The organism is Clostridium subterminale (assembly GCF_039521425.1).
GTDB lineage: Bacteria > Bacillota > Clostridia > Clostridiales > Clostridiaceae > Clostridium_J > Clostridium_J subterminale.
Genome location: NZ_BAAACI010000005.1, coordinates 171,026 through 183,958, shown reverse-complemented (window position 1 = coordinate 183,958; position 12,933 = coordinate 171,026). Strand labels below are relative to the sequence as shown.

8 protein-coding genes and 1 pseudogene are annotated in these 12,933 nt (G+C 28.9%); 2 read left to right on the top strand and 7 right to left on the bottom strand.

Features of this window, described 5'->3' with window-relative positions; genetic code table 11:
* Positions 1 to 495 precede the first annotated feature (495 nt).
* A complete protein-coding gene (locus ABDZ93_RS08375) occupies positions 496 to 1,998 on the bottom strand; it encodes a LexA family protein (RefSeq protein WP_343825455.1) in 1,503 nt (500 codons plus the stop codon).
* Positions 1,999 to 2,199: 201 nt separating this feature from the next.
* Here ABDZ93_RS08375 and ABDZ93_RS08365 point away from each other — a divergent pair.
* Positions 2,200 to 3,778, top strand: a pseudogene (locus tag ABDZ93_RS08365) (MutS-related protein).
* 54 nt (positions 3,779 to 3,832) lie between these two features.
* On the opposite strand, the gene ABDZ93_RS08360 reads toward ABDZ93_RS08365, so the two are convergent.
* The gene (locus ABDZ93_RS08360; protein WP_343825449.1) at positions 3,833 to 4,933 is read right to left on the bottom strand and encodes a pentapeptide repeat-containing protein; all 1,101 of its coding nucleotides are present in this window, start codon (positions 4,931 to 4,933) and stop codon (positions 3,833 to 3,835) included.
* 243 nt (positions 4,934 to 5,176) lie between these two features.
* On the opposite strand from ABDZ93_RS08360, the gene ABDZ93_RS08355 reads away from it, so the two are divergent.
* Positions 5,177 to 7,204 (top strand): sensor histidine kinase, encoded by a 2,028-nt coding sequence (locus ABDZ93_RS08355; RefSeq protein ID WP_343825448.1) that lies wholly within the window; start codon positions 5,177 to 5,179, stop codon positions 7,202 to 7,204.
* Between the two features lie 83 nt (positions 7,205 to 7,287).
* Here ABDZ93_RS08355 and ABDZ93_RS08350 read toward each other — a convergent pair whose 3' ends face one another.
* The 5 genes from ABDZ93_RS08350 to ABDZ93_RS08330 form a co-directional block, all read right to left on the bottom strand.
* Positions 7,288 to 8,544 (bottom strand): ABC transporter permease subunit, encoded by a 1,257-nt coding sequence (locus ABDZ93_RS08350; protein WP_343825446.1) that lies wholly within the window; start codon positions 8,542 to 8,544, stop codon positions 7,288 to 7,290.
* Positions 8,537 to 9,586, bottom strand: a complete 1,050-nt coding sequence (locus ABDZ93_RS08345; RefSeq protein ID WP_343825444.1) for an ABC transporter permease subunit — start codon at positions 9,584 to 9,586, stop codon at positions 8,537 to 8,539. The genes ABDZ93_RS08350 and ABDZ93_RS08345 overlap by 8 nt, the downstream gene beginning before the upstream one ends.
* A 2-nt stretch (positions 9,587 to 9,588) precedes the next feature.
* Entirely contained in the window at positions 9,589 to 11,187 is a 1,599-nt protein-coding gene (locus ABDZ93_RS08340) for a sugar ABC transporter ATP-binding protein (protein WP_343825441.1), read from the bottom strand.
* Between the two features lie 149 nt (positions 11,188 to 11,336).
* Entirely contained in the window at positions 11,337 to 12,485 is a 1,149-nt protein-coding gene (locus tag ABDZ93_RS08335) for a DUF3798 domain-containing protein (protein WP_343825439.1), read from the bottom strand.
* Positions 12,486 to 12,595: 110 nt separating this feature from the next.
* Positions 12,596 to 12,772 carry a hypothetical protein gene (locus tag ABDZ93_RS08330; RefSeq protein ID WP_343825437.1) on the bottom strand — a complete coding sequence of 59 codons (177 nt, stop codon included), beginning with the start codon at positions 12,770 to 12,772 and terminating at the stop codon, positions 12,596 to 12,598.
* Between the last annotated feature and the right edge of the window lie 161 nt (positions 12,773 to 12,933).

Sequence of the window (12,933 nt, the reverse complement as noted above, 5' to 3'; positions counted from 1 at the left end):
AATTTCATGAGAAATATATCAGTAAAAACCACTTTAAAACTATTTATATATGGTGTGTTATGGAGTATTTTAACGCTAACAATAGCAAATATATTTACACCTCTAACTAACTTTTACTTTAAAGATATTGTATTTATAGAAGGCTTACTCATGTTAGTAATGTCTATTACTTCAGCTATAAACAGCAAAACTTTAGGTATGTCCTTTTATATTTTAAATCAAATACATTCCAAATATATAAATAATAGGGCTTTCAAAAAAAAAGAAGATAAAATTTTCAATACCTTTAACAGTATAAATTTTCATCTTTTCTTAAATTGGATTTCCATAGCTATAGGTGGTTTTATAAACATCCTGTTGATTTTTGTTCTATAAATATTATTAAGATTATAAAATAAAAAAGGTAGAGTAAATTTAAATAATATATTTACTCTACCCCTACCTTTTAATTAACTTCATAAAATAACTTGTTACTATTTTAATACTCATATACGATTAGCTAGTGGATTTAATTAATCCTACTGCTTTTCCAATAATATAAGCATTATCTTCTTTAATTTCTATAGGATAGTACTTATCATTTTCTGGCATTAATACTGCCTTATTTCCTTTTAACCATAACCTCTTAAGGGTAGCTTCTCCATCTATACTTACAGCAACTATCTCATTATGATTTGCCATGGTTTGCTTATTTATTACTATATAATCCCCATCTTCAATATCAGCATTAATCATACTATCTCCTTTTACCTTTAATATAAAAGGTTGTTGTACACCTTTAAGCCAATATATAGGGACATTAAATTCTCCCTCTATTTCATCATTTATGGAAATAGGTTGACCAGCAGCAATCTCATTATATACTGGAACTTTATTTATTTCCTTACCTCCGATTATTTCACTAGTAGTGTCAGGATTTAAAATTACTTCATTATAACTACTAGTATCTATGGCAAAATCATGAGATATATTATGTTTTAAATCTACATATTTAAAGGTTTCGATATATTCATTATTTTTAACCATTTTATCTTCCTTCAACTCTTTATTAATTTTCTCTTCAATAGTCTGTTCTATAACTTTTTTAGTCACAGTTTTCTTTGATGCCTTACTACAATTAATAACCTTATATTTATTACTATCAAAAATAGTAACATCCTTATTTCTTTTAAAGTATTCTAGCCAAGGTTTTGATGTGTTAATAGGATTACTATTTTTCACCAAAATAAAATTACTATATGTGAAATCTTTTAAAAGGCCACGAATAAATTTTACTTCTTCAATGGTTAACTGTTCTACATTATCTATTATTATATGTGCATACTTTAAATCTTTAAGCTTATCCATATTGTCATAAACAAGCTTAAACTCATCTATATAATCTAGTAGCCCATTTTCATCCATGTAGTTACAATACCATAAATATAATTTATAAATAGATTCTCTACCTTTAGAGTTCTTTCTTAATGAGAGCCCTCTTTTTTTTCTATTTAATTGTTGATATTCTTCAAGAGATTTTATATTCAAATGTTTTATATATAAAACTTCATCAAATAAAAAATCTATATTTTTTGTTAAGATAATCTTATTTATTCTTTTTTCCTTCTGTCGCAATTCCCCAATTCCTTCTAAAATAAAAGCCTTTGTCACATCCTTATTGCAAAGTCTCTTATTTCCAAAACGGCTATCTGCTGATATATACTGAAAGCATTTATTTATTAATTGTTTTTTACTGCATATCTCAACATTATTATTTAAATATGTAAAGAACGTATTATTTCTATTTACATCAAGTTTTACCTCTTCTAAAGTATCCCCTAAATACTCATTGGATATAAACAATATATTTTCATTCTCTCTAATACAATAATTATCTTGTAAAAATATAGCTCTTGATAAAGCTGCCCTAGTTTTCCCCACACCTTCTTTTCCATTGATTATAAAAAATCTATGCTTCTTATCCTCTTTAAATTTACTTAAAACCTGTTTTATATCCATAAAATCACCTCCATTCCCTGTCTATGCCACTAAAAATATCAATTTAATATAAATCCCTTACTTACACTTATAATATACCTTATATTATAGCATAAACTCTCATATTCTTCCTATAAAATTAATAGGTCATTGTTACTTATTAGACTAAAATATAATAATAAGTTATAATGTTAAATAATAACATGTATTGGAAGTGATATTTTGTCCACAAACAAACTAAACTATATTAAAGAAGATTCTAAACGAGATAATGAAAGAGTACGTAACTTCAAATCTATTAGACGGTTGTTTGATATAAGACCTAAAACTGAATATTTTCTAGATGAACAAAGTTTCAATGACCTAGATATGAATACAGTTTATGAATACAGTTTATGAAAAAATTGATAGAACCTATAGTAGTGCAGGAGAATCTGCTTTGTATTCTATGATAAGGAATATTATTATAGATGAAAAAGAACTTAACAAAAGAAATAATATAATTAGCTTCTTTAAGGAAAATGAAGATAAAAAATGCCAGGTTCAAATGCATTTTTTTAATATGGGCTTTGATAGTAAAGACTGTTTTATAGAAATGCTAGAAACATATCTTAAAGTAAATAAGTTTAAATACTATTTATATACCTTTTTAGGTAAAATTCTTCCTTTAATCATAATACTTACTTCTATATTTTCAAAGAATGTTAAGTACATGCTTCCTTTAGCTGTAATCTTATGGATTAATGCATTTATAAATATGGCTGAAGCTAAAAATATCAAAGATAAAGGGTTACTATACCTACGAAAAATAATTGTTGCTGCTAAAAAGTTAAAAAACCTTAATATTTCTGAACTTAAGGATTATAAATGCTACATAACCAATATCCTAAACAATATAAAAACCATAGATAGAGGAACTAGATTTGTTGGATTTACCACAATGTTTGAAGGTTTCTTTGAGTTCATCTCCGTACCACTTTTACTAGAAGAAGCCACTTACTATAAACTTAGTAGTGAACTTAAGGATAAAAAGGATTATCTTCTAGATCTATATTACATAATTGGAGAAATTGAAGCTTTAGCCTCTGTAGCAAGCTATCAAAGTGGACTTAATACAGCATATACTAAACCAAAATTTACTCAGGAAATAAAATTAAATATTTCCAAAGGAATTCATCCTCTTGTTAAAAACCCTGTCGCAAATTCCATTAATATTAATAAACACGGTATCATTCTCACCGGTACTAATATGTCTGGAAAATCAACTTTCTTAAGGATGCTTGGAATTAACATAGTATTTGCTCAAAGTTTCAATTTTGTGCTAGCTGAAAATTACGAAGCTAGTTTTTTCAATGTTGTATCCTCAATTAGTCCCAATGATGATGTAAACACAGGGAAAAGCTATTACATGGCAGAGGCTGAATCTATCCTTAGAATTATAAATGCCACTGAGAAACCGCTTCCTATTTTCTGTGCCATAGATGAAATTTTTAGAGGTACAAATCCTGTAGAAAGAATTGCTTCTTCCGCTGAAATCCTAAAATATATTAACTCTAAAAAAGTTATTTCTATAGTTGCCACTCATGATAGAGAACTAGCTGATATTCTTAAAGATAATTATGATTTCTTTTACTTCAGTGAGGACGTAAATAACAATGAAGGACTTTCCTTTGACTACAAGCTGAAACAGGGAGTTTCTCAAACTAAAAATGCTATAAAGCTTTTAAAATACATTGGTTATCCAGATGAAATCATAGAAAATTCATTTGAAAGAGCAAAACATATAGAAGGCTTTATATAAATATATAAAGTAAAAAAGTAAGGTATAGCTTCGACCTTACTTTTTTTACTTAGTTTATCTTGTCATCTTTCTAACTAAAGTAGATGTCCAAATTCCTATCATTATAATTCCCATAATTATTTCTATACTAGTTAGTATTATCCCTGACATATTATAAGGCAATAAATCACCATATCCTACTGTAGAAAATGTAACTAAACTAAAGTGAATACAATAAATTACATTCTTTAATAGCATTCCAACAGAGAAATTACCTATTAATCCTCTAAATCCAATTATTCCACTAGCACAGCTTATACCGGTAATCATGTATAATAAAGCAAATATCAAAATTATAATTAACGATAACATAAAACTTCTATAAGGTTTTTCACCATAACCACAAACTATATTAGCCACATAAGAATAAAACTTCTTTCTCCCTTCTAGTGTTCTATGAAAAGCTAATTTACTTTGATAAAAACATCTTCCATATCTTCCACTTACATGATTTCTTAAATATTGCCCACCAAAATCCATATATGTAAAACTAATATTTAAATAATTAGCTTTACATATACAATTACAATGCTCTTTTTTATTAATACATCCATTATTTTTTTTCATATCCTTATAGTTGAATTTTCCTATATAAGAACCATAATTAAGCTTAGTATAAGACTTTTCATTAATAAACTTTATATCCATAGTGCCTTCCATCTCTTTTATAATACAATCCATTAAGTTACAGTCATCTATAAACCTAACTTCATCATAGCTGTTTTTTATAAAATTGCATCCTTTCATAAAGCTATTCTTAAAATCAACCTTATATAATGAACATTCTTTTATATACAAAGATGAAAAATCACAATTATTAACATACAAACTTTCTAAGATACACTTATTAAACTCTAAAAAATTCCTTAAACTTATCCTTCCTCTGATAAATTTACAATTAATAAATTTACAACTAATAAAGATAGCATTTGAAAAACTATTATTTTTAAAACTTATATTTCTAAATTCACAATTGCTATAACGTACATCTTCCAATTTAATATCAATATAATCTTGTTGTGTATTTCCATTAAAGTTTAGATTTTTATAGTTAAATTTTATTATTTTATCATAATCCACACATTTACTACATTTCACAATACACTTACTACTCATATATACTCCCATCACTATTTTAATACTATTATTTTATGGAAATGTATTTATTATATTCTCTAAGATAATAATAAATACATTAAAAATTAATATAATGTTAAAAATTTTCTATTATCTATTTAATTTTCATGGTATAATTATTATGTCGATATATATACTTTCTTGGGATACTTGCTCAAATATTTTGTTACAATTCAATCAAATATGATTAAAATATAAGTATAGATATGTTAGGTGATTTTTATGAATGATAAATATGTACGATTCTTTCAAAGAAATAGTTTTATATACATACTAGTGAATTTAGCTTTGGCTACAATTATGTCCTTCAGCTCTATCACAGCTTTTGCTACGCCATCAAGTGATACCGATCAACACCTTATAAAGTATAAAGAAGTATTAATCTTATCTTCTCAAAGTGAAAATGGACTATGGGAATCTAATCTTCTAGATGATCTTAATACTTCACTAACTTCAAGCGACTTAAATATTCATACACGAACAGAATCCCTATCCATGACAAACAATGACAAATCCTACTTAGATAAACAAGCTGACTTATGGTCATTAAAATATAAAAATACTAAATTTGATTTAATTATTACTCTTGATGATGAGTCCTTAAGTTTTATAGGAAATTACTACACTACTCCTATGTTTAAAGATGTACCTGTGGTATATGGTGGCATTAATGATGTTACCAAATTATCTTCCTATCCATTTAATAATTTCACTGGAGTAATGGAACCAATTAATGTACGTACTCTAGTTGATTTAATTTTATACACTAATCCAAATACTTCAGAAATGAATATTTTATTAGATAATACTATAGCGTCTAAATATATAGAAAATCAAGTAAGAGACACTATTCCTTATTATAATAATGTGTTAAAATTCAATTTTATTAAAAGTGATTATATTGATGATTTATGCTATAAATTATCTCAATATCCTAGTAATACACCCTCAATAATCGTTGGTAATTTTAAAGATACTTCTAACATTATAATTTCACCTAAGAATGCTACACACATAATAAACAACTATTCACATGGTCAATTGTATACTTTTAATGAAACTTATGTTGGAAACGGAGCTATCGGTGGGCATATATTATATGCAAAAAATCACAGTAAAATTATATATGAAACTGCTATTCGTGTATTAAATGGTGCTAAGCCAAAAGAAATACCTAGTGTATATGATCCTGGAAGCACCCTGTTATTTGATGCTTCTGAAATAACAGCAAATAATATTTCTAGATCTTCTCTTCCTGAGAATGTTGTATTTATAAACGATAGCTGGATAAATAAAGGTGTCTCTATAGGTATAGTATTTCTTTTACTCCTAATCTTACTAATATGCATGATAATGTTGGCCGTTCAAACAATCCAAAAAACAAATAATGCTAAAAGTATGATTGCTGCCAAAAAAAGATATGATGAACTTCTGATAAGTGATAAGATTAAAACTGAATTTTTAGCTAACTTTTCTCATGAAATACGTACTTTACTTAATGTTATACTTTCAGGTCTACAACTTTTAGATATATATAAAGATAATGGCAAGCTTACTTTTGCTAATAAAGAAGATGAAATTAAACTAATATATATACGTCAAAATGGCTTTCGACTACTTAAGCTTATAAATAACTTAATTGATATGACCAAAATCGATTCTGGATTTTATCATGTGGAATTTGAAGTTAAAAATATAGTAGAAGTAGTAGAAGATATCACTATGTCTGTTATTGAATATGCGTCTGCTAGAGGAATTTCTATAGTATTTGATACTAACGAAGAAGAGGTTTATATGCCACTAGATTCTGAAAAGCTAGATAGGATTATATTAAATCTTCTTTCAAATGCCATTAAATTTACTCCTAAAGGGGGATGTATATACGTAACCCTAAAATGCTCAGAGCATTCTATATCCGTTTCAGTAAAAGATACTGGAATCGGAATACCTAAAGATAAACAAAGAAGCATATTTGAAAGATTTACACAAGTTAAAAATGAAAAAGCTAAAAGTAAAGAGGGTAGTGGTATAGGTTTATCTTTAGTAAAATCTCTAGTAGAACTTTTAGATGGATCCATTATCCTTAAAAGCGAACCAAATAAAGGTTGTGAATTTATATTTACTCTTCCTATAAAAGAATTTGATAAAGCTACTGAAGATGTGGAGAATCATATCTCTCAAAACATAAGCGATAATAGCGAAAAACTCATGGTAGAGTTTTCAGATATAGACTCTAATTTAAACATATAAAATTATATAAATTATTCTATATTAAAATAGGATATGGAGTGAATATTATAACAATACACTCCATATCCTTATATTTTTTATTATTACAATGTTATCTTTTCTTTTGCTTTAACATAATCCTTCCACGCATATAATACTAAGGATACACAGATTACTCCATAAGCAACGAATACTCTAAAGTATTCACCGATTTGTGCATTATTGAATAGATTTTTTCCTGCTGTTGGAGAAACAATAAATAAAGTATGAAATAATATTACCCCTAAAATAGCTTGCTTATTAGTAGCTTTAGATACTGTAGCTCCCCCTATAAGAATAGCAGCTATTGCAAACATTCCAACTTGCTCATGACTTCCATAGGTATTTAATGTTCCTATATTTTGTAGGAATATAAGCTGTCCCCAAGCTGCTAATACTGTTGATATAACTATGGCCTTTATTCTAGTTTTATCAACATTTATACCTGATGCATTGGCTACTACTGGATTTTGTCCAACGGTTCTAAAATCTTGCCCAAGCTTAGTTTTAAAGATAAGTATATTAAATACACATAATGCTGCTATTACAAGCATTGTTACTATTGGGACCCCTACATAGTTTAAAAGTATTGCTACACTATATATTTGACAACCAACAAATACTACTAAAGAAATTATGGCTTTAATAATTAAGCCTTTCAGATTTTTCTTTTTCTTAATTACTGAGTATATTATTAAAGCTATACATATTACTAATGCTATAAGCGCCATATTATATACTACATAATACAAAGATCTATTAAATATATTATCTAATGCATATTTAATTCCGCCTGTTAAATCTACCGTATTCTTAATTCCTACACCACCACTTATCATGAGTACTGGATTATTCATAGGTATTAAAGTTCCAATCAAGAAAAGGAATAGTAATTGATATAATCCATTGGCAAAATATCCAAGAATCATACTAGTTATCATTTCTTGTCCCTTTGTTTTATTAAGTAGCTTTCCTGTAAAATACCCAAAGATTATAGCTAGAGGAGTTGTTAATACCACACAAAGTAAAAATCCAGGAACCCCTACTACACCCCAATGTGTAACTGCAATTATTATGATTTGGGCAGCCATAGCTCCAATTACAATACCAAAGTTAAGTCCCATTCCAGCAATTACAGGTATTATTAGAGCAAGTACTAGGAAAGAATTTCTTGCAATTCTAATTACTAATTCGTTTAAAACTAAAGAAATAGGTTGCCCTGATAAACTAAGCCCTACTAAACATAGAATCACAAAAAGTATCGTTACCATGTTATTGAAAACATACTCTTTTGCCTTTCCCATAAAATTGCCTTTATTCATGTGCTGCACCTCCTTTAGCTTTAGTTAGTGCATAGATTATAATACCATTACTAACTATTATTCTTATAACCTCTGATAAATTACTTTCCTTTATCATCTGATTTATTACTGGAAGTCCTACTGTTAGTAATCCTTGAAACAGAAAAGTGCCTATTATTACATGAGATATTTTAGCTTTAGTTGTAGAAGCTCCCCCTATAAGAATTGCTGCTACTGCTGCAAACCCCATCATCATAGGAGCCTGATATAACTGTATAAAGCCATAGCTTTGAGAATAGACCATTATTCCTATAGAGCCTAAAACTGTTGAAAGAATAGTTCCTATAATTCTCATTCTATCTACTGGAATAGAAGATGCATTAGCAAATTTAGGATTGCTTCCTTCTGCTGCCATCATGATTCCAGTTTTACTCTTGGAAAATAGCCATACTATTACACATCCTATAAAAAATAATAATAACATCCCTGTAGGTATCCTTACTCCTCCTATATTAAATGCCCAGAAATTATCTAAAATCTTAGCAAATCTACCTTCCAAAGTTATGGTTGTTCTTAATCCTTGTCCTATTGGCCACCTTATTTCCGGGCTATTGAAAGGTAATAGTAACCATCCAATACACATTAAAGATATAGCTGAAAATCCTGCATAGGTTGCTATCATCATTTCAGAACCCTTAACTCTATTAAGAAGTTGTCCATATAAATATCCAAATAATATCGCTATTGGTATCCCAATTAATGTTCCTACAAAGAACCCTAAACCACCACTAAGATTTAGTTCTATACTTATAAGTCCGCCTAATATACCTGCAAGGATACCTATTGGTAATCCAAAATTTAAGCCTATACCACATAAAATAGCTGGAACCATGGCTAAAACTAGAATTCCATTCATACCAAATCTAACTAATATATCAGAGATCAACATAGGAACTGATAGATTTAATGGTATTGCGAGAACACATAATAATATGAAAAATGCTGCTATAATAATTCTTGGTAACCCAATTTTTCCTATAAAGGTTTTAATTTTTTCTTTCATATTTAATCAACTCCTTGCTCTCTTGGTATTTCTAAGCCTGACATTAACAGTCCAAAATTTGCATCCTTATCCTGAGGTTTTAATATTCCTGCTACTTTTCCTTCAGTAATTATTGCAATTCTATTACATATACTTCTTAACTCTGCTAGCTCACTAGAAGTTATAACTATAGTCATACCTGTTTCCCTATTTAGATTTACAAGAGTATCTAAAACTAGTTTTTTGGCTCCTATATCTATTCCTCTGGTAGGCTCTGAGACAAATAAAATACTAGGACTTAAAGCCAACGCTCTAGCTATACATACTTTTTGTTGATTTCCTCCACTTAAACTTTTAGTTGTTTGTGTTGGACCTGTACATCTTATATCTAAAGCCTTAATCATTTTCTCTGCATAAGCTCTAATTTCTTTGGAGCCTTCAAACTTAATGAAACCAAAGGATTTTAAAAATTTATTCTTAACCTCCATAGCTGTTACTGCAATATTAAGTTCTATAGAGCTATCTAATAATAACCCTACGCCTCTTCTATCTTCTGATACAAAAGCAAGACCACTTTCTAAGGCTTCTTTAGGATTGTTAAGCTTTAGTGCATTTCCTTGAAATATGACTTCTCCATCACTAGGATATAAGCCCATTACTCCATTAGCTATACCTATTTTTCCTTGTCCTGCAAGGCCACCTAGTCCTAATATTTCTCCTTTTAATACATCTAGATTAATTCCTTTAATTCTTTCTCCTGGCATATCTACATTAAAATTTTTAATTTCTAGAATTTTTTCTCTATGTTCTTCAATATCATCATCTGTTTTTTGTAGGATTTCTAATTTACGACCAACCATAAGTTCTGCCAGTTCTATTACATTAGTTTCAGATTTTTTTAATGTATTTACATATTCTCCATCTCTTAAAATAGTTATATTATCCGCAACTAGCATAACTTCATCCAATCTATGAGTTATAAATATTATACCTATACCTTTATTGGCTAGTACTTTCATAGTATTCATTAATGTTTCTGCTTCACTTTCTGTAAGCACCGCTGTAGGCTCATCAAAAACTAAAACTTTCATACTACTTTTATCAATTTCTCTAGCTATCTCTACAAATTGCATATACCCTACTGGTAAAGAAGATACATATGTTAACTCATCAATACCTATTCCTATAGTATCAAGGGCTTTTCTTGCATCTTCATTCATAGTCTTAAAATCTAACTTTTTCAGATTTTTACCAAACACTTTACTGATTATAGTAGACTTTGTAATTTCTCTATTTATTTTTATATTTTCAGATACCGTAAATCCTGGTATAAGCATAAATTCTTGATGTACCATACCTATCCCTAGCTCCATAGCATCCTTCGGCGATTTTATATTCATTATTTCTCCATTTAGCAAAACTTCACCTTGAAACCCACCTGTGCTATGTATTACAGGCATACCAAATAATATATTCATTAAGGTAGATTTCCCCGCTCCATTTTCTCCAAGTAAAGCATGAATCTCACCCGGTTTTATTTTTAGATTTATCCCCTTTAAAACTAAATTACCAAAATACTCTTTCCTTATATTTTCCATACGAAGTACATATTCTTCATTCAAACTATATCCCCCCATTTTAATAGCAAGTTTCTCCTACCTTCTATACAAATATCTTAATTTATTTAAGTTAGTAAATGAGATTTTAACTTTTTAGATAGCTATTTTTTAAAAATCTTCAAGAGGGTTAACCTCTTGAAGATTAAAGTTTTTTAGAAGTCTATATAATCAGACAAGATTAAGTGGTAATTATCATAAGTTTTCCCTGTTCCAGAATCTTTATATTGGGTAATATTAATTTTTCCATCTATTTTACTATTTAATATTTCAGAAAGCTTTTCTTTATCATTCTTTCCATTAGTTTTTCCGTCTAAATAAGCCATAGCATATTCTGTTCCAGCTTCTACAAATAGCATATTTACTGGTACTGGCCAAGTAGAAAATCTACCTTCTCCACCCTTTTCTTTAATTTTTTCTCCAATTTCTTTAACTATAAAATCAACGTCTCCTTTTTTATCTTCTGGAATTTCTATTCCTAAAGCACCTGGGTATGCATGATAAGGTGAAGGACAACATTGTTGCGGCATAATAGCTCCTTCACTTAAAGTTGATTTTATAAGTGGCTCTTGCATCGCACAGTTAGTTGAGAAGAAGGCTGTCTCTTTTCCAAATTCTTCAACTTTTCTAGGTACATCTTCTAATATAAATTGTTGTGCTCCTGGAACTCCTGCATCTCCTGTTGGATCTGGAGCTGTAGCATCAACGAATTTTAGTCCTAAATCATTACAAGATTCTTTCAATAACTCTCTTCTCTTTGCTAACATTTCATAGGACATATGTCTTGGGAATGAATAGTGTACTAAAGTTTTAGCTCCTTGCTTCTTAGCTTGTTCTACTATAGTTTTTCCCATTCCAAGCTCATCTGCTTGTAAAATCACATCTGCTTTTGCACCTATCATTGCAGGGTCTTCACCTGGTACTCCCGCTATAAATAACATGTCTGGATTTTTTTCTCTTACTTTATCGATAGCTGCTGAAGCTCCTGGTACTGCCTGTACAAATATTATAGCCTTTACATCTGGATCTGCTGCTAAACTAAGTGTATTCGCTATTGTTGTTTCTTGTTCTTTCATAAAACTATCTGGATATGTTTGCAATACTATCATATCTCCATATTTTTTCTTCATATTTTCCGCTGCTCTGTATTCCTCTTCTCCTTGTGAAACCGTGCCTGTAATTATTCCGATTTTATATGATTTTCCCTCTGTTTTCCCACCAGATGTAGGGTCTTTCGGTGTGCAACCTACTACCCCTAGAAGCATAGCTCCAGCTAAAATAGATGCTATTAACTTCTTTTTCATACAATTACCTCCTTTAATTTATTAGTAGAAATATATTGTTTAATTAACTAAATTATTACAATTTGTTAATATTATTTTATTTATTTTTAATTTTTAAACTAAACTCCCAACTAATTTTTAATCACAGGTACTGCTGCTAAATTTAGATGGATATCTAAAGCACAAGTATGTGTACTTACATCCTTAGATAGTAAGAAGAATATTATAATTAAGCCTAGCTGTATAGGACGTCCACCAATATTCTCATAGCTTGTATATTTTATTACTGTAACTTTCAACAGAGCCACACAAAAAAGGAGCAATTGCTCCTCTAACATTTTCATATTAGTTTTACAATAGCCCCTTTGTAACACTATTTAGTCCTGCTGGTTGTAGCTTGTCCATAATATTATTATTAACGCCCTTATACCCTTAAAGTTTATATTTAATCCATAAATGCAACAGATAA